The 22606-nt window shown below is 61.9% G+C and carries 18 protein-coding genes, 1 tRNA gene, 1 rRNA gene and 1 pseudogene; 13 read left to right on the top strand and 8 right to left on the bottom strand.

The window, feature by feature from the left end; genetic code table 11:
• Window positions 1-12 precede the first annotated feature (12 nt).
• The 3 genes from rrf to KW821_RS19995 all read left to right on the top strand — a co-directional run bounded on the left by rrf (window position 13) and on the right by KW821_RS19995 (window position 1803).
• A 5S ribosomal RNA gene (gene rrf, locus KW821_RS20005) occupies window positions 13-127 on the top strand.
• 95 nt (window positions 128-222) lie between these two features.
• Window positions 223-299: transfer RNA gene (locus tag KW821_RS20000), tRNA-Asp, on the top strand.
• 353 nt (window positions 300-652) lie between these two features.
• A protein-coding gene (locus KW821_RS19995) for an IS3 family transposase (protein ID WP_218292653.1) occupies window positions 653-1803 on the top strand; the annotation gives its coding sequence in 2 pieces (ribosomal slippage) (window positions 653-887 and window positions 887-1803; 1152 coding nt in all).
• Window positions 1804-2931: 1128 nt separating this feature from the next.
• Here KW821_RS19995 and KW821_RS19990 read toward each other — a convergent pair.
• The 4 genes from KW821_RS19990 to KW821_RS19975 all read right to left on the bottom strand — a co-directional run bounded on the left by KW821_RS19990 (window position 2932) and on the right by KW821_RS19975 (window position 7114).
• The gene (locus KW821_RS19990; RefSeq protein ID WP_042651831.1) at window positions 2932-3918 is read right to left on the bottom strand and encodes a YafY family protein; all 987 of its coding nucleotides are present in this window, start codon (window positions 3916-3918) and stop codon (window positions 2932-2934) included.
• A gap of 286 nt (window positions 3919-4204) precedes the next feature.
• On the bottom strand, window positions 4205-4591 hold the full coding sequence (locus tag KW821_RS19985) for a SirB2 family protein (protein ID WP_218292652.1): 387 nt from the start codon (window positions 4589-4591) through the stop codon (window positions 4205-4207).
• Window positions 4588-6444, bottom strand: a complete 1857-nt coding sequence (gene kefC / locus KW821_RS19980) for a glutathione-regulated potassium-efflux system protein KefC (RefSeq protein WP_218292651.1) — start codon at window positions 6442-6444, stop codon at window positions 4588-4590. The genes KW821_RS19985 and kefC overlap by 4 nt, the downstream gene beginning before the upstream one ends.
• A 70-nt stretch (window positions 6445-6514) precedes the next feature.
• Window positions 6515-7114, bottom strand: a complete 600-nt coding sequence (locus KW821_RS19975) for an NAD(P)H-dependent oxidoreductase (protein ID WP_218292650.1) — start codon at window positions 7112-7114, stop codon at window positions 6515-6517.
• A 274-nt stretch (window positions 7115-7388) separates the two neighbouring features.
• Here KW821_RS19975 and KW821_RS19970 point away from each other — a divergent pair, with 274 nt between their 5' ends.
• The 5 genes from KW821_RS19970 to KW821_RS19950 all read left to right on the top strand — a co-directional run bounded on the left by KW821_RS19970 (window position 7389) and on the right by KW821_RS19950 (window position 14810).
• Complete coding sequence (locus tag KW821_RS19970) at window positions 7389-7712, top strand: hypothetical protein (RefSeq protein WP_218292649.1); 324 nt, start codon at window positions 7389-7391, stop codon at window positions 7710-7712.
• Between the two features lie 48 nt (window positions 7713-7760).
• A complete protein-coding gene (locus KW821_RS19965) occupies window positions 7761-8192 on the top strand; it encodes a DUF411 domain-containing protein (RefSeq protein WP_042651836.1) in 432 nt (143 codons plus the stop codon).
• A 317-nt stretch (window positions 8193-8509) separates the two neighbouring features.
• Window positions 8510-10651 carry a S9 family peptidase gene (locus KW821_RS19960; RefSeq protein ID WP_218292648.1) on the top strand — a complete coding sequence of 714 codons (2142 nt, stop codon included), beginning with the start codon at window positions 8510-8512 and terminating at the stop codon, window positions 10649-10651.
• Between the two features lie 536 nt (window positions 10652-11187).
• Window positions 11188-12159, top strand: a complete 972-nt coding sequence (locus KW821_RS19955; RefSeq protein ID WP_218292647.1) for a TAXI family TRAP transporter solute-binding subunit — start codon at window positions 11188-11190, stop codon at window positions 12157-12159.
• Between the two features lie 101 nt (window positions 12160-12260).
• A complete protein-coding gene (locus KW821_RS19950; protein ID WP_218292646.1) occupies window positions 12261-14810 on the top strand; it encodes a TRAP transporter permease in 2550 nt (849 codons plus the stop codon).
• 56 nt (window positions 14811-14866) lie between these two features.
• Here KW821_RS19950 and KW821_RS19945 read toward each other — a convergent pair whose 3' ends face one another.
• Window positions 14867-15016, bottom strand: coding sequence for a hypothetical protein (locus KW821_RS19945; RefSeq protein WP_157433652.1), 150 nt, complete (start codon window positions 15014-15016; stop codon window positions 14867-14869).
• A 174-nt stretch (window positions 15017-15190) separates the two neighbouring features.
• Between KW821_RS19945 and KW821_RS19940 the strand changes: the two genes are divergently transcribed.
• Entirely contained in the window at window positions 15191-15817 is a 627-nt protein-coding gene (locus KW821_RS19940) for a lysoplasmalogenase (protein WP_042651840.1), read from the top strand.
• A gap of 99 nt (window positions 15818-15916) precedes the next feature.
• Here the strand turns inward: KW821_RS19940 and KW821_RS19935 are convergent, their stop codons facing one another.
• Together KW821_RS19935 and KW821_RS19930 are read right to left on the bottom strand one after the other, a co-directional pair.
• Window positions 15917-17470 carry a DHA2 family efflux MFS transporter permease subunit gene (locus KW821_RS19935; protein ID WP_042651841.1) on the bottom strand — a complete coding sequence of 518 codons (1554 nt, stop codon included), beginning with the start codon at window positions 17468-17470 and terminating at the stop codon, window positions 15917-15919.
• An 89-nt stretch (window positions 17471-17559) separates the two neighbouring features.
• Window positions 17560-18594, bottom strand: a pseudogene (locus KW821_RS19930) (HlyD family secretion protein); the annotation flags it as partial.
• Between the two features lie 97 nt (window positions 18595-18691).
• On the opposite strand from KW821_RS19930, the gene KW821_RS19925 reads away from it, so the two are divergent.
• Window positions 18692-19594, top strand: coding sequence for a LysR family transcriptional regulator (locus KW821_RS19925; protein ID WP_042651842.1), 903 nt, complete (start codon window positions 18692-18694; stop codon window positions 19592-19594).
• A gap of 200 nt (window positions 19595-19794) precedes the next feature.
• Window positions 19795-20109 carry a DUF2007 domain-containing protein gene (locus KW821_RS19920; RefSeq protein WP_218292644.1) on the top strand — a complete coding sequence of 105 codons (315 nt, stop codon included), beginning with the start codon at window positions 19795-19797 and terminating at the stop codon, window positions 20107-20109.
• A gap of 53 nt (window positions 20110-20162) precedes the next feature.
• On the opposite strand, the gene KW821_RS19915 is transcribed toward KW821_RS19920, so the two are convergent.
• Window positions 20163-21446: a dicarboxylate/amino acid:cation symporter gene (locus tag KW821_RS19915; protein WP_042651844.1), complete on the bottom strand. Its 1284-nt coding sequence runs from the start codon at window positions 21444-21446 to the stop codon at window positions 20163-20165.
• Between the two features lie 208 nt (window positions 21447-21654).
• On the opposite strand from KW821_RS19915, the gene KW821_RS19910 reads away from it, so the two are divergent.
• Window positions 21655-21900: a YecH family metal-binding protein gene (locus KW821_RS19910; RefSeq protein ID WP_042651845.1), complete on the top strand. Its 246-nt coding sequence runs from the start codon at window positions 21655-21657 to the stop codon at window positions 21898-21900.
• Window positions 21901-21999: 99 nt separating this feature from the next.
• Entirely contained in the window at window positions 22000-22599 is a 600-nt protein-coding gene (locus tag KW821_RS19905) for a YhgN family NAAT transporter (RefSeq protein ID WP_042651846.1), read from the top strand.
• The last annotated feature ends 7 nt before the right edge of the window (window positions 22600-22606 follow it).

Genomic DNA, 22606 nt, shown 5'->3' with positions numbered 1-22606 from the left:
TTGAAGTTTTTGCCTGGCGGCCATAGCGCCGTGGAACCACCTGATCCCATGCCGAACTCAGAAGTGAAACGCGGTAGCGCCGATGGTAGTGTGGCATTCGCCATGCGAGAGTAGGACACTGCCAGGCACCCAATTAAACAACGACGTGTACATCACGACGTTGGCCGAGAGGATGACACCTCGATGAAACGGCGACGATTTAGCAGAAGCTAGCCAAATTGCGGAGCGGTAGTTCAGTTGGTTAGAATACCGGCCTGTCACGCCGGGGGTCGCGGGTTCGAGTCCCGTCCGCTCCGCCAATGATTAAGAAGCCCAGTCGAAAGACTGGGCTTTTTTTCATGTCTGCAATTTGCCATAGAATCGCCCAGTTTCACCTTCCGGCCGCCCTACTCGGTGGCTTTTGGAGTGAGGCAGCTACATCGATGCGGTTACAGCGTTTGCCAAGGAGGGAGGCTCTGTGGGGGGGCCATGCGCAGCGACATAGTCTGCAGGTCTGGAGGACAAGCGATCTAGTAAAACTGCGGGGTAGCAATATGAGCAGTTCTGGACAAGCGTGCAAGCCAAAGTCTGTGTGAGCTTTACCGCCTAACTGAATCGCCCCTACTTTCTAGACACCTCAAGAGCCTCAAACTGAGGTCATTCAGGAGGTGTTATGAGCAAGCAGCAACGTTACACGGAAGAATTCAAACTGGCCGCCGTCAAGCAGGTGACTGAGCGCCATTACCCAGTGGCAGAGGTCGCCGAGCGACTCGGTGTTTCCAGCCACAGTCTTTACGCCTGGATCAAACGCTATAGCCAACCCGACGTGCAGCAGCATGAGTCCAGCCAGCAAGCCGAGATCCGCCGTCTCAAGGCCGAATTGCGCCGCGTCACCGATGAGCGAGATATCTTAAAAAAGGCCGCCGCGTACTTTGCCAAGCTGTCAGGGTAAGGTACGCCTTCATCCGGGAGCACGAGTCCACGCATCCCGTCCGCAGGCTGTGCCGGATGATGAATGTCCATCCGAGCGGTTATTACGCTTGGCAGCGGCAGCCCTTATCTACCCGAGCCCAGGAGGATCAACGCCTCCTGGGCCAGATCAAGCAATGTTGGCTAGAAAGCGGGGGCGTCTATGGTTATCGCAAGATCCGGGATGACCTGCGAGAAATGGGCGAGACCTGTGGCAAGCACCGGGTGGCGCGATTAATGCGACATGAAGGGTTACGTTCACAAACCGGCTATCACCGCCATCCAGGCCATTATGGTGGCCGGCCAACGGTGGTTGCACCGAATCATTTGGAACGCCAGTTCGATGTGACCGAGCCCAATAAGGTCTGGGTAACGGACATCACCTATATTCGCACCCATGAAGGCTGGCTCTATCTGGCTGTGGTATTGGATTTGTTCTCACGACACGTCATTGGTTGGTCGATGGGGCAGCGGATCGACCGAGAGCTGGCCATCAGTGCGTTACTGATGGCGGTGTGGCGACGGCGACCCGAACAAGAAGTGCTGGTTCATTCCGACCAAGGGAGCCAGTTTAGCAGCTATGACTGGCAGGATTTTTTGCGGGAAAACCGGCTCAAGGCCAGCATGAGCAGGCGCGGCAATTGCCATGATAACGCGGTGGCGGAGAGTTTCTTCCAGCTCCTCAAACGCGAGGGTATCCGTCGCAAAACCTATGCGGATCGTGAGGAAGCCCGGCAGGATGTGTTCGATTACATTGAAATGTTTTACAACCCCAAACGCCGGCACAGTTTCAACAACGGGCTATCGCCAGTAGAGTGTGAAAAGCAATATTTCGAACGGCTCAAAAGTGTCTAGATAAGCCGGGGCGATTCAGGTCTGGAGGACAAGCGATCTAGTAAAACTGCGGGGTAGCAATATGAGCAGTTCTGGACAAGCGTGCAAGCCAAAGTCTATGTGAGCTTTACCGCCTAACAGCAGAGCACAGCATTCTATAGAAGGTTGGCGCATTGTTAGCTAGTCAAGGATAGGGCTCGGCTAAGCCAGCCTAGATCTGTGCGCCAGTAGAAGAATTAACGGGGATGGGACGTTCTGGTAGCCAGGCTGAAGGGTAACAATGGCATGGCGGTGTGGGATCGGTGGTTATAGCGACGGAGCTGCTAATCCCTGATGCCAGGCATAAAGAAAAGGGGACGGCGGTTGCCGTCCCCTCAAGTCATCTAGTCCAGTCCATGAACTGCCATGCTCCCTGCAATCCCTGACTCTATCCTGTCCTTCGGATTATCCTCTTCCCAATCCGTTGAGGTGTCCTGTGGCCATCCTAGCCTGGCAATCGCTCCTGATTGCTTCACCTTCTCCATCCTGGAGGTGTCCATTACCACATCCCGTGGTGTTCCTTGCGTCTTCCTGACAGATAACCACCCTGGTCATCTCGCTTCATCCTGAAGAGCGGTAATCCGTACCACTCTGCCTCGTCCCGAGGTGTCCACCACCGCATCCTGCGGTTGTCCTGTCGATCCTTGTGATAACCATCCGGGTTATCAGCCTCATCCTGAGGTGTTCCTACCACATCCTGTGGTGTTCCCTTTATGCGCTGCCTCTGCATCCTGCCGAACCAGCGCCGTCCTTGTGAGACCCATACTAAGGCAATCGTGAGCAGGAACAAGGCGCGGAGCACCATAAGGCGTCGCCCACTACTGGATAGTTATTGCACAGAGAGGATTAGTTTTCTTATATATCATGATGTTAGTTAGTTTCTTAAGAAAGCATAACGCTCCCGGGATGGCTTCACGTACGGTTCAACACTGAGGGGTCTTACAGGGGGAATGGCGGATCTCTCACAACCAGATTGAGGGAGGAAAACGATGGTACAGAGTGCTCAATCAGGGGTGTAAGAGTTAAAAATTAATTGAACGAATATGCCTGAAAAGCATACAAAAAAGCCGAGACGAGGCTCGGCTTTTCATTATCAATGACAGAGTGCTATCAGCTGACCCGGGTACCCGGCGTCGGGTAGGCCTTGCGCAGTGACTCGGGGGCAAGAACTTCCAAGTTGCCACTCATGTTGTTCAGCCAGGAGCGGAACTCGGGCGTATCTTGCACCTCGGTCTCTACCACCACGCTGCGTTTGTCGTAGCGGGTCATGCGCGGGTTGTGGCCCGGGATCTGCCCATCGATCAGAGTCGGGCAGTTGGCATCGATACGACCAACGAAGCGGATCGGGCCGCTGACGTCCTGATAGCCCTGATCGCGGATCAGCTTCTGGATGTTGAACTCCTTCGGCTGGGTGGCGCTGAAGTTGGTCAGTTCCACGTTCTTGATGTGATCGAACGGGATGCCATACACCTTGGGATCCAGCTCGGACAGGGTGCAGAGCAGGGTCGGGCCATCCGGCTGGTTCAGGATACCGAGCGGATTGATGCGGTCATAGCACAGCCACACGGTACGTTCCTTGATGACACGCTGGATCTCGGCACTGAATTTGCGACCACGCCACAGGGCGTCGCGGATCAGGGTGCTGCGACGGATCTCCGGGTTGCCGGCAAAGGGACGAGGAGACTGATGCACGCTCTCGAGCCAACGTTCCGCCAGCTCGCTCTGGCTGTCGCGGATCACCTGGCCGGCCTTGTCGACCAGCGGGTTCAATTCGGTCAATACGCTCGCCGGCAGCAGCTGGCTCGCCTGGTCACTCCAGGTTTTCAGCGCCACTGCCAGGGAGAGCGGCATGATGTTGGCAAAGTCATTGAGACCATGGCGCTCAAAGCACCAGCCGTGCGGTTTGCTGCGCTCGTCCGAGGTGAGGTCGAACAACCCCATGCCGGACATCTCTTCCAGATCCCGTTGCACGGTACGCAGACTGACGTGTATGCCTTCTTCTTCCAGTTTTACCTGGAGTTGGCTGGCGGTCAGCTTGTAAGGGCGGTGCGGGATGCAACGCGCCAAGGTCAGTTGTCGTAACAGCTTCTTACTCATGGTGCATGCCTTCACTGGTTTAGCGTTGAGTGTATCCTAGCCATGACTTGCGACAGTCTATGTCGCAAGTTTTGCTGCGACAACTGTCGCCATTTTCATACAAGATGAGATAACCAATTGATATAAATCATTAAATCGATATTGAAAGGGGTTGTTTGAGGCCTGTTTTTAGCCAAAAAAAGATGGAGTGCAGGGTTGCCCTTGTCGGCTGGGGGATAAAAGAGGCTGGAAATGGAGGGAGGGAGATGCGGTGAGGGCAGAGCCCTCACCGCTACGGGGCATTGCTTCAGACCAGCCAGGACCAGGCTGACTTGGTGATGGCGGCACCCACCATGTAACCGAACACGGCAAGGGCTGCCAGGCCGGCGATCAGCTTCTGAGTACGGTAAGGACGCTTGAGCGCCATGACGCCTAGCCCGATGTAGAGCACCAGGGCGATCAGCTTGGCCATCAGCCAGGGTTGCTGGCCCGGGCTCATCTGCAGGGTCACCGCCAGCACTAGCCCGAACAGCAACAGCAGGGTGTCGTTGATATGGGGCAGGACCTTGAGCCATTTCTGTTGCAGGCGCGGGCTGCCGCCGAGGGCAAGGCACCAGCGATAGAGGAACAGCAGCACGCTGACCAGGGCCAGGGTCATGTGCAGGTGTTTGAGCAGGGGGTAATAGGCAATCATATTGCTTCCTTGTCGTTGTCGGGCAGACCGCTGTTCCAGTTGTGGGCGTGGGTACGCTCCTGTCCTTCCTGATCGTCTTGCAGCAGATCGGAGAGGATCTCCCGGTATTGCAGACTCTTGTTGATATAGGTGTGCTCGTCGTCCAGGTAGTTGACCTGCTCCCGCAGCAGCCGGTTGTCATACTGCTTGAACATCTGGCCGGCGCGCCAGGCCTGGTTGGCCCGGAATCCCAGCTGGGTCAGGGCCTCCACCCCGAGATCCACGGCTGAGCCCAGGGTTTCCCGGTGCACGCTGTCGACCCCCTGGCGCAGGATCTCGTGGGCGTGGGGTCTGTCCTGGGCGCGCGCCAGTATTTTAAGGTGCGGGAAGTGTTTCTTCACCATCTCGATGACGGCGATCGAAGTGGCCGGATCGTTGACGGAGAGCACCAGCAGCTTGGCCTTGTGGGCGCCGGCGGCGTGCAGCAGATCGAGCCGGCTGGCGTCGCCATAGAAGACCTGATAGCCGTACTTGCGCAACATCTCGATCTGGCTGGCATCCTGCTCGAGTATGGTGGTGCCGATGCCGTGGCCATGCAGCAGACGGCCCACGATCTGACCGAAGCGGCCGAAGCCGGCGATGATGACGGGGTGTTCGACCAGCTCGGGCTGCTCGTGTTGCGGCACGTCGGCCTGGTTGCGGTAGTCAAACCAGGGCTGGATCACCCTGTCGTTGAGGATCAGCAGCAAGGGCGTCAGCGCCATGGAGAGTGCGACCACCAGGGTCAGCAGCGAGATGGTCTCGCTCGGCAGCACCTTGTTCTGGGTGGCGAACGAGAACAGCACGAAGGCAAATTCCCCCCCCTGCGCCAGCGCCAGCCCGAAGGTCCAGCGTTGGCCGGGGGAGATGCGGATGATGAGGCCCAGCGCCATCAGCACCAGCCACTTCAGGACCACCAGGCCGATCACCAGGGCCGGAATGAGCAGGGGATGCGCGGCAAACAGGCCGAAGTCGATGCCGGCGCCGACCGACATGAAGAACAGCCCGAGCAGCAGCCCCTTGAATGGCTCTATGTCCGCCTCCAGCTCGTGGCGATACTCGCTGTCGGCCAGCACCACCCCGGCGAGGAAGGAGCCAAGCGCGGGGGAGAGTCCCACCGACTCCATCAGCACCGCGATGGCGATGACCAGCAGCAGGGCGGCGGCGACGAAGATCTCCCGCATATGGGACTGGGCGATGGCGCGAAACACCGGCCGCATCAGGTAATGGCCGCCCAGCACTATGCCGGCGATGGCGGCGACCACCAGCAGCCCGTGCTGCCAGCCCGCCAGATCCGGGTTGCCGTTATTGACCACAGGGGTGATGGCCAGCAGCGGCAGGATCGCCAGTATGGGGATCACGGCGATGTCCTGGAACAGCAGCACCGCAAAGGCGGAGCGCCCGCTCTCGCTCTGCATCAGCTTGCGCTCCTGCAGGCTCTGCAGGACGATGGCGGTGGAGGAGAGCGCCAGGATGAGGCCGATGGCGAGCCCCTGTTGCCAGGGCAGACCGATGAGGCAAGCCACCCCGGTCAGGGCGGCGGTGGTGAGCAGTACCTGCAGGCCACCGGTGCCGAGGATGGGTCCCTTGAGCTGCCACAGCAGGGCGGGTTTGAGCTCCAGCCCGACCAGGAACAGCATCAGCACCACGCCGAACTCGGCGAAGTGCATCACATCCTTCTGCTCACCCACCAGGCCCAGCAGGAAGGGGCCTATGATGATGCCCGCCAGCAGGTAGCCGAGCACCGAGCCCAGCCCCCAGCGCTTGGCGAGCGGCACGGCGAGCACCGCCGCCGAGAGATAGATCAGCGCATCGAACAGCAATCCATGTCCCATTAGTCGGCCCTCCCTTCGAACCTGGCTGTCCGGCTCTGCTCATCGAGTCGGCAAAATAGCTGAGCGTGTTTCATGAGAGCACCTCCAGCAGGTCACGCAGATAGGCGCTCTCGCCGAGCTGGGCGGGGGTCAGTCGCTCGTCGCGCAGGGCGCACAGCAGTTGACGATAATCCTGCCCGCAGCGGTACAGCGCCTGGGGATCCTTGAGCTTGTGGAAGGAGTGGAGCACGAAGGGCGGTAGCCAGCTCATGCCGCACAGCTGCGCCGTCTGTTGGAAGGGCAGCAGGAAGTCGAGCAGCGGCCGGTTGTTGTAACCCGCGCTGCAGTAGGATTCGGGGGCGCCGCCTGTGGTGATGGCGCTCAGCCACTGCTTGCCGGCGAGCGCATGGGCCTCGGGGCCATAGGCGTAGCCGTACTCCAGCACCAGATCCATCCACTCCTTCATGATGGCCGGGCAGGAGTACCAGTAGAAGGGGTGCTGGAAGACGATGAGATCGTGCTCCATCAGCAGCGCCTGCTCGCGCTTCACGTCGATGAACATGTCCGGGTAGCGATGGTAGAGGTCGTGTACGGTGACGCCCTCCAGGCCTTCGATCGCCTGCAGCAGCTGTTTGTTGGCCCTGGAACTCTGCAGCGCCGGGTGTGAGAAGATAACCAGAATGCGTTTCATGGGGTCATAACCTGAGAGGAGACTCTTGTCCGCGAAAAGAAGATGCATCGAGCAGCGACGTTATCAAGAAGTGCCTGTTCCCGCCAGTGTCAGGGCGGATGGCGGCGGGCGTGTCGCCCGACAGAGGCGGTTCTTTTGGCACCGTTCAACCTGACCCAGTGTGTCATGTCCCATCCCCTATCTCATCCTCTTTTGATCTGTCGCAGGGGGGAGGCTTGACCCTCCCCCTGGGCCAAGGGTTACCATAGGCCTCCTTTGATTACTGAGTCATGTCATGGTTCTGACCCGCCGCCAACTCGCTCGCGCCCGCCGCTGGCTCCCCCTGTGGAGTCTGCTGATGGTGTTGATGTCGTTTGGCAGCCGGGCGGCGACCGATCTCTGCACCCTGACGCCCCATTGCAGCCAGAGTGAGCGCACCCTGGAGAAAGCCATGCCCTGCGGCAGCTTCACTTCGGCGCTCGCCATGACGGTGCTCACCGGCGGCGGCCTGACGGTCGCCGTGCTGGAGCCGGACGTTCCGCGTTTCATCTCCCCCTCCCTGTTCATGCCGGACGCGCCGCTCGAGCGGTTCGAACGCCCCCCTCGCCAGTTCGGTTGAGTCGAGTCCCCCTGTTTTTTGGGTATTTCTTCTTATCTGAGGTGAGTTATGTACAAGTCCCTGTTACTGGCCGTGCTGGCCGGTACCGTCAGCTTCTCTGCCCTGGCGGCGGAGCAGATGACCGTCTACAAGTCCCAGTATTGCGGCTGCTGCAAGACCTGGATCAAGCACATGGAAGAGAACGGCTTTGAGGTCAAGGTCGTCGAAACCGAGCAGCTCGATCCCATCAAGCAGCAATACGGTATCACCCCGCAGCTGGCGTCCTGCCACACCGGGGTGGTGAACGGCTATGTGGTGGAGGGGCATGTACCCGCCGCCGACGTGCAGAAGCTGCTCAAGGAAAAACCGGCGATCCGCGGCCTGACCATTCCGGGCATGCCCCAGAGTGCGCCTGGCATGGATATTCCGGGTCAGCCCTATCAGGTGCTGAGCATCAGCGAGGAGGGCGCGACCAAGGTCTGGTCGAGCTACCCCGGCTGACGCACCCTGGTCATGAGCAGGCACCACTCCATCATGTGAGGCACACCTGAGCGAACCCGTGTCGCTCATGGCCAGCACGAGAGGGCCGTCATCGCAGGATGGCGGCCCTTTTCCGTGGTTTTTGGCCGAATGTTTGGGGATCACTTGCAACCCAGAGCGACAAGGGGCAGATTGATCGCCAATTTATGATCACGGGGTTGAGAGCAAGATTTGCTAGCCTCGTTACCACGCAAGCAGGGTGACCGGCAGCAGAGCGATCGTCAGTTTATGGCGCTAATACCCGGCCGCCTACCCTGCTACCGCGCAAAGGATGCGACATGTTCACCTTTTCCCGAGGGCTTCTGCTGCTGGCTTGCCTGGCCGCCGTTCCCTGTTCCTATGCCAATGAAGAGTCCGCCATGCCGACAAGCGAAACCCCTATCCAGCCGCCCGTGGCCGCCAAACACCCGCACTCCATGAAGAAACATGGGGATGTCCGGGTCGACAACTACTACTGGCTGCGGGATGACGAGCGCCAGAAGCCCGAGGTGCTGGATTATCTCAAGGCCGAAAACGCCTACACCGAGGCCATGCTCAAACCGACCAAGCCGCTGCGCGATCAGCTCTACAAGGAGATGGTGGCCCGCATTCCCCAGCAGGATGAGTCGGTGCCCTATGTGAAGAACGGCTACCGCTACCAGACCCGCTACGAGCCGGGCAAGGAGTACGGCATCTACTCCCGCACCAAGCTGGGAGAGAAAGACGCCAGCCTGATGCTGGACAGCAACCAGCGCGCCGAGGGGCACGAGTTCTACTCTCTGGGCGCGCTGGAGGTGAGCCGCAACAACCGCTGGCTGGCGGTGGCGGAAGACTTCCTCTCCCGTCGTCAGTACCAGATCCAGTTCCTCGATCTGGAGAGCGGCAAGTGGGCGAGCGACCAGTTGGAGAATACCTCGGGCAACCTGGTGTGGGCCAACGACAGCAAGACGGTGTTCTACGTGCGCAAGCACCCCAAGACCCTGCTGCCCTATCAGGTCTATCGCCACGAGCTCGGCTCGGATCCAGCCAAGGATCAGCTGGTCTACGAGGAGAAGGATGACACCTTCTATGTCAGCCTCTACGCCACCACCTCGGAAGACTTCATCGTCATCGCGCTCTCCAGCACCACCACGGGGGAGGCGCGGCTCATCGACGCCAACACCCCGACCCAGGCGCCGCGGCTGTTCCTGCCCCGTCAGGTGGATCACGAATACAGCCTGGACCACTACCGTGGCCGCTTCTACGTGCGATCCAACAAGGACGGCAAGAACTTCGGCCTGTACGAGACCAAGGAGAGCCCAGTGGATCGCTGGAAGGCGGTCATAGCCCCCAATCCGGACGTGCTGCTGGAGAGCTACGCCCTGTTCAAGGATTGGCTGGTGCTGGAGGAGCGCAGCAAGGGGCTGACCCGGCTGCGGCAGGTCAACTGGCAGAGTGGCGAGCAAAAAGAGATCGCCTTCGACGATCCCGCCTATGTCACCTGGCTCGCCTTCAACCCGGAGCCGGAGACCAGCGAGCTGCGCTACGGCTACTCTTCCATGACCACCCCCTCGTCCACCTACGAGCTCAACATGGACAGCGGCAAGCGCACCCTGCTCAAGCAGCAGGCGGTGGCGGGCTTCAAGCCGGCGCTCTATGCCAGCGAGCGGCTGTGGGTGACGGCCCGCGACGGTGTCGCCGTGCCGGTGTCGCTGGTCTATCGCAAGGATATGTTCAAGCTGGATGGTCAGAACCCGCTGCTGGTGTATGGCTACGGATCCTACGGCGCCAGCATGGATCCCGACTTCAGCACCTCTCGCCTGAGCCTGCTGGATCGGGGCTTCGTCTACGCCATCGCCCACATCCGGGGCGGCGAGGAGCTGGGTCGCGGCTGGTATGAGGATGGCAAGCTGCTTAAAAAACAGAACAGCTTCCACGACTTCATCGACGTGACCGAGGCGTTGGTGAGCCAGGGCTACGGCGCCAGGGAGCAGGTCTACGCCATGGGCGGCAGCGCCGGCGGCCTGCTGATGGGGGCCGTCATCAATCAGGCGCCCCAGCTCTACCGTGGTGTAGTGGCTCAGGTACCGTTCGTGGACGTGGTCACTACCATGCTGGATGAATCCATTCCGCTCACCACCGGGGAGTACGACGAGTGGGGCAACCCGAACCAGAAGCGCTACTACGACTACATGAAGGCCTACAGCCCCTATGACCAGGTCAAGGCGCAGGCCTACCCGAACCTGCTGGTCACCACCGGGCTGCACGACTCCCAGGTGCAGTACTGGGAGCCGGCCAAGTGGGTCGCCAAGCTGCGGGAGCTGAAGACCGACGACAACAAGCTGCTGCTCAGCACCGACATGGATGCCGGGCACGGCGGCAAGTCGGGCCGTTTCAAGGCCTATGAGGACATAGCGCTGGAGTTTGCCTTTATCCTGGATCTGGCCAAGCCGAAGGCATGAGGAAAGGCTAAGCGGTTGTTACTGAACGCGACTCTGGTGCCTGGGACGGCGCCGATCCGCAGATGAGAACAGGCCGGTGAGGGCAACCCACCGGCCTGTGTTTTTATCTCGCAGCCAAACCCATAAGCCACCAAGCTTGAGGCCCTTGCCAGCCAAGGGTTGCAAAAGAATCTCCCTCCATTTTCCCTCTGCCTGCATGAACAGATTCAATTAATCCATGACCGATGAATTGATGATCCAGTTCAAATTTCTCGCTATTTAAATCCAGCATTTTGCCATTTTGTTTGATTTATGTTGGCAGTATGTGCCTAATCAAGGGGTTACCACTTTTGATCCGACCCTCTTCTGGTCGAATCGCCCTCGATCGGCATGACGCTGATTATCTCACCGCAGGATGATGGTGGCTTTGGGAAGAGCCGTTGGCGCTCGACCCTTTCCTCATATGAGGTCATATAGGCGGACCCAGTCTTGATGCGGGTCCGTCTCATATTCACCCGGGAATCGGGTGAGATAAATCAATGAAAAGGATGGAAAACATGAAAGGATTATCCTTGGCGTGCGCCTTGTCGGCTGTTCTGGTTGGCGTCTCCTTCGGCGGCCAGGTCCAGGCACAGGAACGCTTCGTGACGATCGGTACCGGTGGTCAGACCGGGGTCTACTACGTGGCGGGTCAGTCTATCTGCCGTTTCCTCAATCGCGGCGCCGCCGATCACCAGATCAAATGCAACGCCCCGGCCAGCGGCGGCGGGGTGGCCAACGTCAACGGCATCCGCAGTGGTGAATTCAACTTCGGCATCATGCAGTCCGACCACCAGTACAAGGCGATGAAGGGGCTGCCCCCCTTCCAGGCCGAGGGGGCCATGGACGACATGCGCGCCGTCTTCTCCCTGCAGAGCGAGGTGTTCACCATACTGGCCCGGCGCGATGCCAAGATCGCCAGCTTCGACGATCTGAAGGGCAAGCGCGTCAACATCGGCAACCCGGGCTCGGGCCAGCGCGACACCATGGAAGAGATCATGGCGGTCAAGGGCTGGCAGAAGAGCGACTTCGGGCTGGTCTCCGAGCTGAAGCCGGCCGAGCAGGCCTCGGCGCTGGGTGACAACAACATCGATGCCATGAGCTACTTCGTCGGTCACCCGAACGGGGCCATCCAGGAGGCCTCCACCACCACGGACGCCGTGCTGGTGCCGGTGACCGGGGCCGACATCGACAAGCTGCTGGCCGAGAAGAGCTACTACACCAAGGCCGAGATCCCCGGTGGCCTCTACAAGGGCAGCGACCAGCCGACCCCGTCCATCGGCGGCAAGGCGGTGCTCTCCACCAGCGCCAAGGCCGATCCGGAAGTGGTCTATCAGCTGGTCAAGTCGGTGTTCGACAACCTGGATCGCTTCAAGCGTCTGCACCCGGCCTTCGCCGATCTGAAAGAAGCCGACATGATCAAGGTGGGTCTCTCAGCCCCGTTGCATGAAGGCGCCGCCCGCTACTACAAAGAGCGCGGCTGGCTCTGATCGCAGGCTCAAGGGCCTCTCTCGTCTCTTCGACACCCGTCTGCCGCCCTGCCGCGGTAGCGGGTGTCGTGTCGTTGTACTCGTAGGCACAAGTTAACCCTATGCAAGAAAAACAACTCTCTACCGAGGAACTGATCGCCCAGGACGTGGGTGCTCGGCTGCCGCTCGGCCTCATGGGCTGGCTCATCACGGGGCTGGCGCTGGCCTGGTCCCTGTTCCAGCTCTGGATCGCCTCTCCGCTGCCCTTCATGCTGGGCTTCGGGGTCCTCAACGATACCGAAACCCGCGCCATTCACCTTAGCTTCGCCCTGCTGCTGGCCTATCTGGTGTTCCCGGCCTTCCGGCGTTCGCCCCGGGATCGGGTGCCGCTCGGTGACATCGCCCTCGGCCTGGTCGCCGCCGGTGCGGCCGCCTATCTGTTCGTCATGTATGAGGCCCTGGCCCAGCGCCCCGGCAATCTCACCACCTCGGATCTGGTCACCGCCTGCATCGGTATCCCGCTGCTGCTGGAGGCGACCCGTCGCGCCCTTGGGCCCGCCCTGGCGGTGATCGCCCTGGTGTTTCTCGGCTACAGTCTGGCCGGTCCCTGGATGCCGGGGCTGCTGGCTCACCGCGGGGTGAGCTTCACCGCGCTGGCCAACCACCAGTGGATCACCACAGAGGGGGTGTTCGGCATAGCGCTCGGGGTCTCCACCAGCTTCGTGTTCCTGTTCGTGCTGTTCGGTGCCCTGCTGGAGCGGGCCGGCGCCGGTCACTACTTCATCCAGCTCGCCTTCAGCCTGCTCGGCCACCTGCGCGGCGGGCCGGCCAAGGCGGCCGTGGTCGCCTCGGCGCTGACCGGGGTCATCTCCGGCTCCTCCATCGCCAACGTGGTCACCACTGGCACCTTCACCATCCCCATGATGAAGCGGGTCGGTTTCTCCAAGGAGAAGGCGGGGGCGGTCGAGGTGGCCTCCTCGGTCAACGGCCAGATCATGCCGCCGGTGATGGGGGCCGCCGCCTTCCTGATGGTGGAGTACGTGGGCATTCCCTACGTCGAGATCATCAAGCACGCCTTCCTGCCGGCGACCATCTCCTACATAGCGCTGCTCTACATAGTGCACCTGGAGGCGCTCAAGCTCGGTATGGAGCCCATCGGCAACCACCAACCCAAGCCCTGGCTGCGCCGCCTGACCGGCTTTGCCTTCGGCGCCGCCCTGATCAGCGGCCTGTCGATGGCGGTCTATTACGGTCTGGGCTGGCTCAAACCGGCGCTGGGTGACTATGCCCTGCCGGGGGTCGCCCTGCTGCTGGTAGCCGCCTATCTGGGACTGCTCAAGATAGCGGCCAGCAATGAGCCGCTGCCCGCCGAGGATCCGGATCAGCCGCTGACCGAGCTGCCCAACACCCGCGCCGTGCTGCTATCTGGCCTGCACTTCCTGCTGCCTGTGGTGGTGCTGGTGTGGTGCCTGATGGTGGAGCGACTGTCGCCCGGGCTGTCGGCCTTCTGGGGCACAGTGATGCTGACCATCATACTGCTGACCCAACGGCCGCTGCTCAACTGGCTGCGCACCGATGGCAAGCACCACTACGGCTCAGCCCGCGATGGCCTGGTGGATCTGAGGGAGGGCCTGGTGGCCGGTGCCCGCAACATGATCGGCATCGGCATCGCCACCGCCACCGCCGGCATCATAGTGGGCGCCGTCTCCCAGACCGGGGTCGGCCTGGTGCTGGCGGATCTGGTGGAGTTCCTCTCCATGGGCAACCTGCTGCTGATGCTGCTGCTGACCGCTCTGCTGAGCCTGATCCTCGGCATGGGGCTGCCCACCACCGCCAACTACATAGTGGTGTCCAGCCTGCTGGCACCGGTGGTGGTGACGCTCGGCCAGCAGAACGGCCTGATAGTGCCGCTCATCGCGGTGCACCTGTTCGTGTTCTACTTCGGCATCATGGCGGACGTGACCCCGCCGGTGGGGCTGGCGTCGTTCGCGGCGGCGGCCGTCTCCAAGGGGGATCCCATCAAGACCGGGATCACCGCCTTCTACTACAGCCTGCGCACCGCGGCGCTACCGTTCCTGTTCATCTTCAACACCGATCTGCTGCTGATCGACGTGGACTTCGCCCACGGTGTGCTGATCTTCATGGTGGCTACCGTGGCCATGCTGATCTTCGCCGCCGCGACCCAGGGCTGGTTCCTGGCGCGCAGCCGCTGGTACGAGAGCGTGCTGCTGCTGCTGGTGGCCTTCACCCTGTTCCGTCCCGGCTTCTGGATGGACATGGTGCACGATCCCTACAGCGACACGGCGCCGGCCCAGTTCGCCCAGACCCTGGGGGAGGTGGAGGCTGATAGCACCCTGCGGCTGCGGATCCAGGGGGAGGATGCGGTGGGCAAGCTGCGCCAATCCACAGTACTGCTGGCGGTGCCGGCCGGTGCGGATGGGGAGGCCCGTCTGGCCAGCCTGGGGCTGGCCCTATATGAGCAGGATGGCAAGACGCTGATCGACAACGTCACCTTCGGTAGTCCGGCGGCGGAGGCCGGCATGGAGTTCGATCAGGAGATCCTCTCCGTCAAGGCGCCTACCGAACGCTGGCACAAGGAGCTGATGTGGTTGCCTGGCTTCCTGCTGTTTGCGCTGGTGGTCTGGCTGCAGCGGCGACGAACCTTGCGTTAATCAACACCCACAATAAAAACGGCGCCTCGAAGGCGCCGTTTTCAATCTTGGGGGCGTTACTCTGGCTGCTGTTCTTGCAGCAGACTCAGGTTCTGCTGTTCCAGCGGGCTCAGGCCCAGCTGCTCGCAGGCTTGCTCGAAGCTGATCCCCAGATGACACATCATGATATCGATAGCGGGCAGATAGTTGGTCATAGTTTGTTCCATGGTGATCCTTCAGACCCGTTTCTTATGCCCGAGCCACGAGGGCGGGGCAATTAGACTTTAGGCGTAGACTGCTCATCTGCTGCGCACCCCTGCCACTCGGCGGGGGAATTTGTTACTCTTGCGAGCACTAAAGAGGTTGCCGTATGACAGCGAGCAACCGGTGAGGAGCAGGGCATGTTATTGAGTTTCTTGATCATCGCATCGGGCTGGTGGCATATCCGCGCAGCCTACGGCTCAGACTCCCGTCAGTTCTATATCAGCAAGCCGCTGACCATGCTGTTTATCATCGCACTGGCGTTCGGTTACCAGAGTGACGACCATAACGGCTCCCATGCCTGGCTCCTGCTCGGCCTCTGCCTGTCGCTCGCCGGTGACGTGCTGCTGATGCTGCCAAGGGATCGCTTCATCCAGGGACTGGCGGCATTTCTTGTCGCGCACCTCTGCTACATCGTCGGCTTCGCCCAGGGGCCGCTGGTGCTGAAGCTGGTGGATGGCCTGATGTTGCTGCTGGTGGCCGGCCTGGTGTTCGGCCTGTTGTGGGGCCAGCTGGGGGAGATGAAGATCCCGGTGTTCTGCTACATGCTGGTGATCATCGGCATGGCCTGGGTGGCGGCAGGCGCCTGGCATGCCTCCCTGACGGCGGGCAGCGCCGCCGCACTGGTGGGGGCCCTGATGTTCCTGTTCTCCGACAGCATGCTGGCGTTGGACAGATTCCGCCGGCCCTTCCCCCACGCCAAGGCCTGGATCATGAGCAGCTACTTCGCCGCCCAGTTCCTGATCGCCGCCTCGCTGGCGGGATAGGGCGGGACGTCATCCCTCGCCTGCGAGCGCCCATCCGGCGGATGGGATGAAGAATCTTCAGCCAGAAAAAAACGGGCCAGTCGGCCCGTTTTTTTATTGTCATGACTCCAGCGGCTCCCCATTGGCCGGCTTGGGGGCCGGCTGCTTGAGCAGTAGCATCAGGGCGCTGGCGATGAGCAGGAAGATTCCCATCACGTAGAACACTTGGTTGTAGGCCATGATGGCTGCCTCCCGCGAGATGGTGTTGGAGAGCATGGCCTGGGCCTGCTGCTGCGCCAGCTCGGGGCCCGAGCCCTGCGCCATCATGCTCTGGGTCAGCTGCAACAGATAGCTCTGACCCTCGATGCTGGTGGCGGCCAGGGTGCTGCTGATCTGGCTGAAATGGATGCGGGTATCGTTGTCGATCAGGGTGGCGATGATGGCGATGCCGAAGGCGCCGCCGAGGTTGCGCAGCACGTTGAGCAGGGTCGAGGAGGAGGGGATCTCCTCCGGGCTCAGGCTGGCGGTGGCCACCAGGGAGAGCGGCACCATGACGAAGGGCTGGCCCAGCGCCCGCACGATCAGCGACTGGATCAGCTGGGGCCCGGCGTAGTCGGCGCTCATGTTCACGTTCATAAAGCAGCTCACCCCGAAGATCAGGAAGCCGAAGCTCACCAGATAGCGCGGGTCTATCCTGGTGACCAGCTTGGGCACCAGCGGCAGCACCAGCAGCTGTGGCAGCCCCATCCACATCAGCACCTCACCTATCTCCAGCGCGTTGTAGTTGTGGATCTGGGTCATGTAGAGCGGCAACACATAGATGGAGCCCATCAACCCCATGCCGAGCACCAGATAGGCGAAGCAGGCCAGCGCGAACCGCGGGCTGTGCAGCAGCCGCAGGTTGACCAGCGGATGGCGCCGCAGCAACTGGCTGATGACGAAGAACACCAGCGCCACCACGGAGATGACGGTGAGCCGTACTATAAAGCTGGAACCGAACCAGTCCTCTCTGTTGCCCTCCTCCAGCACCACCTCCAGCAGGCCGAGGCCCACCGCCATGGTGACGATGCCGATGAGGTCCACCCGCTTGATCACCTCCCAGTCCACCGGCTTCCGGTCCAGGCCATGGGCCAGCATGGCCATCACCAGCAGGCCGGGCGGCACGTTCAGATAGAAGATGTAGTGCCAGGAGAACTGCTCCGTCAGCCAGCCGCCGAGGGTCGGCCCTATGGTGGGCGCAAAGGTGGCGCACAGGCCGAACAGCGCCATGCCGGTGGCGCGCTTGTGCAGCGGCAACAGGCTGATGATCAGGGAGAAGGCCATGGGGATGAGGGCGCCGCCGGTGAAGCCCTGCAAGGCCCGGAAGACGATCATGCTGGTGAGGTTCCAGCTGAACGAGCAGAGCACGGAGGCGACGATGAAGGCGCCTGTGCTCCACAGCATGTAGCGGCGCACGCTCAGGCCACGGCTCAGCCAGCCGCTGAGCGGGATGGCGATCATCTCGGCCACCAGATAGGAGGTGGAGATCCAGGAGCTCTCGCTCAGGGTGGCCGACAGGGCCCCCTGAATGTCCTTCAGGGAGGCGTTGGTGATCTGGATGTCGAGGATGGCCATGAAGGCGCCGATGAGCCCCCCCATGACCGCGATCCAGTTGCGACGCGGGATGGGTTCCATCAGTGGGCGGCCACCATGGCTTCAGAGGCCTGGCGGTCCAGGTTCACCCCGCTGGCCGGGGCGGCGGGCTCAGTGCTCGCCAGCCGGTCCGGTGCGGCAGTGCGGGTGTCCACTATCACCTCGGTGGAGAGGCCCGGCCGCAACTTGCCCGCCAGCGGGCCCGGCTCGGGGATGCGGATCTTGACCGGGATCCGCTGCACTATCTTGGTGAAGTTGCCGGTGGCATTTTCGGGAGGCAGCAGGGCGAACTTGGCGCCGGTGGCGGGGGCCAGGCTGTCGATGATGCCCTCGACCGGTTGATCCGGGTAGGCATCCAGGATCACATCCACCCTCTGGCCCGGCTGCATGTGTTGCAACTGGGTCTCCTTGAAGTTCGCCTCGACCCAGACTTGCTGCAGCGGCACCAGGCTGGCGACCTGCATGCCGGACTGCACGTAGAGCCCTTCCCGCAGGCTGCGCTTGCCGATGATGCCGTCGGCCGGGGCCCGCAGCTCGGTGTAACCGAGTTCCAGTCTGGCCTGTTCCAGCTGAGCTTCACTCAGAGCCAGTCTGGCCAGATTCTGCTTGGCCTCCGCATCCAGCACCAGCAGGCGCTCACGGGCCGCCTGCAGGGCCGCCTTGGCCTCCTGCAGCAGGGCCTGATTGACGCGCAAACCGGCCTGCACCTCGTCCAGGTTGTCCTGGGAGCTGTAGTGGCGCTGATTGAGCTGGCCGACACGATGCACCTGCTGCTGGGAGCGCACCTGCTCGGCCTCGGCCGAGGCGACCTTGGCCTCGGCCTGACGGATCAGGCTCTGCTGCTGGGTGCGGGTGGCGGCCAGGTTCTCCGCCGTCGCCTGGTTGAGGTGCAGGTCGGCCTCGGCCTCGATCACCTTGGCTTTGTATTCCCGATCGTCCAGCCGGGCGATCAGCTGACCCGCCTTCACCTCCTGATTGTCGGTCACCAGCACCTGGCTGATGTAGCCGGGCAGCTTGGAGCCGATGCCGGTCACCTCGCTCTGCAGATAGGCGTTGTCGGTGCTCTCGAAGTAACGGGCGTGCAGATACCAGTAGCCGGCAAACAGCATGCCGAACAGGGCCAGCAGCAGGGCGGCCAGCAGGGGGATCTTCTTGTGTTGACTCATTGTGTGGGGTTTCCTGAACTGAGGGGCGCAGGCTAACATCGGCAGACTGTTTCGATTAGTATTGCTTTATGAGATATACAGTTGCACTGGTGAGACAATGGACCTAAATGCTGCCTTAATTCTGGTGCGCATCGTCGACAAGGGCTCCTTCACGGCGGCGGCCCGGGAGCTGGGCATGACCAAGGCGACGGTCAGCCGTCGCATCGCCGAGCTGGAGCAGCGGCTCGGCGTGCGCCTGCTCTATCGCTCCACCCGGCAGCTCACCCTGACCGAGGCGGGGGAGCAATACTACCTGCGCTGCAGCAAGGCGGTGGAGGAGCTGACCCAGGCCGAGCTGATGCTGAGCGCCAGCCAGCAGGAGGTGACCGGTACCCTCAAGCTGGCCGTGCCCATAGAGACGGGGCAGCTGGTGGTGGGCCGGCTGGTGGCCAACTTCCTGCAGGCCTATCCTGGCCTGCGAGTGGATCTGGAGCTGACCAACAGAGTCGTGGATCCCATCAACGAAGGGCTGGATGCCATAGTGCGGATCGGTGACATGAGCGACTCCAACCTGGCGGCACGGCGGCTGTGGAGCTCGGATCGCGTGCTCTGCGCCAGCCCGGCCTATCTGGCCAACAACCCGCCGATCACGCGGCCGGAGGATCTGTTGCTGCACGAGCGGGTGGCGGTCAGCAGCGGTTTTCTCTCCTCCCACTGGTGCTTCGAGGCCGAGGGGCGGGAGGTGTTGGTGGATCCGCGCTCCCGCTTCCAGGTCAACAACATCACCTGTGCCAGGGAGGCCGCCAAGGCCGGGCTGGGGATAGCCGCGCTGCCGGTCATGATCTGCCACGAGGAGCTGGCCAGCGGGGCCCTGGTGGCCCTGTTGCCGGGCTGGCAGCAGCCCAGGGTGCCCATCTATCTGCTGTTCCCGGAGCGGCGGCTGATGCCGAGCAAGTTGCGGGTCTTCATCGACTTTCTGGTCGAGAATGGGGCCGAGTACGGCATCGACAGCCTGCGGTGAAGGCGCACGAATGCACGGCTTCCCGCTGGCGGGGTTGGTGCGTGACGACGATGATATGAAGACGAGCCGTTGTGAGGACGAGACATGGAACAGTGGATTGACTTGTATCGGGCCTCCCATTCGCTGGAGGCCCGCGCCCTGAAATGATGGTGGCGCAGGCGCCGTCGGTGCATCGACAAGCGGTTGCGAGGAGAGGATATATGGAGCAGTGGATTAACTTGTATCGGGCCTCCCATTCGCTGGAGGCCCATGCCCTGAAAGGGGCGCTGGAGGTGGAAGGCGTGCGGGTGCGGCTCAGTGGGGAGGGTTTGTCGGGCGCGCTGGGGGAGCTGCCGGTGGATCTGCTGCAGGTCACCCTGCTGGTGCCTGCCGAGGATCGCAGCCGGGCGGGCAAGGTCATCGAGCGTTACCAGCAGCGCCAGGGCAATGGCTGGCTCTGTGGCCAGTGCGGGGAGGAGAACGGCGCCAACTTCGACATCTGCTGGCGCTGCCATCATGATCCGCACGATCACTGATCATTCGCATTCACCAGGGCCCGCCAGCGGGCCCTGATCCTGTCTTGCCTGCCTCAGCGCAGGGTGAAGTCGATATCCTCGCCGGCATTGGGATCGTGGTAGGTCGCCAGATCCAGCTCCCCTTCGCTGCGGGCGATCAGCACGGACACCAGAATATCCCCCGAGACGTTGACCGTGGTGCGGGCCATGTCGAGCAGGCGATCGATGCCGGCGATGAGCGCCACCCCTTCCAGCGGCAAGCCCACCGCGGTCAGGGTCAGGGTCAGCAACATGAGCCCGGTGCCCGGGGTGCCCGCTGTGCCTATGCTGGCCAGGGTCGCGATGCTGATGATGGTCAGGTAATCCACCAGGTGCAGATCCACGCCAAACGCCTGCGCCACGAACAGCGCCGTCACCCCTTGATAGAGCGCGGTGCCGTCCATGTTGATGGTGGCACCTATGGGCAGCACCTTGGCGGTGATGGCGGGGGAGACCCCGAGCCGGCGTTCGGCGCAGGCTAGGCTGACGGGCAGGGTCGTGCTGCTGGAGCTGCTGGTGAAGGCGATCGCCTGGGCATCGAGGATGCTTCTGAAGTAGTGCAGCGGATTGAGGCGGGCCAGCAGGATCAGCAGGCTGCTGTAGACGCCGAGCACGTGCAGCAGGCAGCCGAGGTAAACGGCCCCGATCACCTTGAGCAGCGGCAGCAGCAGATCCAGTCCGTACTTGCCGGTCATCCAGGCCATCAGGGCGCAGACGCCGTAAGGGGCCAGGGCCATCACCATCTGGGTCAGCTTGAACATGCCCTCCGCCAGGGCGGTGAAGAAGCGGATGGCGGGACGACCACGGCGGCCGGTGGCGTTGAGGGCGAGGGCGAGGGCCACCGCGAACACTATCACCTGCAGGATTTTGCCATCCACCATGGCTTGGATCGGGTTGCGTGGCACCAGATGGCTGAGCACGCTGGCCAGGGTCGGTTGCACCACCACACCGGTCCGCTCGTAAGGCCCCATATTGGCGCCCATGCCGGGCTCCAGCAGCCAGCCCATCATCAGTCCGATGCAGATGGCGATGGCGGTCGAGCACAGATAGAGGCCGATGGCCTTGCTGCCGATCCGATCCAGGGTCTTGCCCTTGAGCAGGGAGGTGAGGCCGGCGATGACGGAGCAGAAGATGAGGGGCACCATCAGCATCTGTATGGTGTTGACGAACAGGACGCCGATGGGCTTGAGCAGCAACGCCTGCTCGCTGAAGCCGAGCCCGAGCCCAATCCCGGTCAACATGCCGATCAGGGTCTTCAACCAGAGCGGGCGGCGGGTCCAGATCCGCCAGGGCTTGAGGGCCAATCCATGGAACAGCATGACGCCAATGTCCTTATTTTCTAACTGCGACGGCAAAAAGGGGCGCCAGTGTAGCCATCCCCTGTTCAGGTTGCCACTTTATCGACAAAGTGGCGCTCACGGCCAGCTCGGAGGTCGGGAAATCGGCACTTTATTGGCTTACATCAAGATAGGGGGGCCCGACTCGGGCTTTAATTGGCATCCTATATGATGATTACTGAGGTTTGAGATGTCTCAATCGATACACGGTCACGAAGTGATGGAGATGATGCTGGCGCAGGACGGCCAATTTACCCGGGCCAGCCTCAAGCAGGCGATCGACAGCCGCTTCGGCGCCGATGCCCGCTTTCACACCTGCAGCGCCAGCGAGATGGATGCCGAGGCGCTGATCGACTTCCTGGCCAAGCGCGGCAAGTTCATCGAATCCGGGCAGGGTTTCCAGACCCGGGCCGACAAGATCTGCCAGCACGGTTGATCCCCGCGGCGGGCACCGCCCTGGTGCTCGCCGAATCCCCTGCCCTTTGTTATATTTCGCCCTCTCTCCCCCCTGTTGAAGGCTTAGCCTGGGCGTTGTATGGATACTTTCTCCGCTGCCGTCATGTTGTTTCTGATCATGGATCCGCTGGGCAACCTGCCGGTCTTCCTCTCCATCCTGCGTCATGTCGATCCCAAGCGGCGACGCAAGGTGATGATCCGGGAGCTGCTGTTCTCCTTGGCCATCATGCTGGGCTTCCTGTTCGCCGGTCAGCAGATCCTGAGCTTCCTCAATCTGCGCCAGGAGGCGGTGAGCATAGCGGGGGGCATCATACTGTTCCTCATCGCCATCAAGATGATCTTCCCGACCCCGGGCGGGGTGACCGGGCTGGCGGCCGGGGAGGAGCCCTTCCTGGTGCCCATGGCCATCCCGATGATCGCGGGTCCCTCCATCCTGGCCTCTCTGCTGCTGCTGGCGAATCAGGAGCCGACCCGGATGGCGGACTGGTCCCTGGCCCTGTTGCTAGCCTGGGGCGCCAGCGCCGTGATCCTGATGTTCTACGAGGTGTTCAACAAGCTGCTGGGTGAGCGAGGACTCACCGCCGTGGAGCGGCTGATGGGCATGCTGCTGGTGATGATCTCGGTGCAGATGCTGCTCGACGGCGTGCACCATTATCTGGACGTGACCGGTCAGGGCTAAGCCGGCC

Source organism: Aeromonas sp. sif2416, assembly GCF_019218665.1.
GTDB classification, from domain to species: Bacteria; Pseudomonadota; Gammaproteobacteria; order Enterobacterales; family Aeromonadaceae; genus Aeromonas; species Aeromonas encheleia.
Note: the sequence above shows the minus strand (reverse complement) of the source record. Positions and strands in the feature narration are given on the sequence as shown.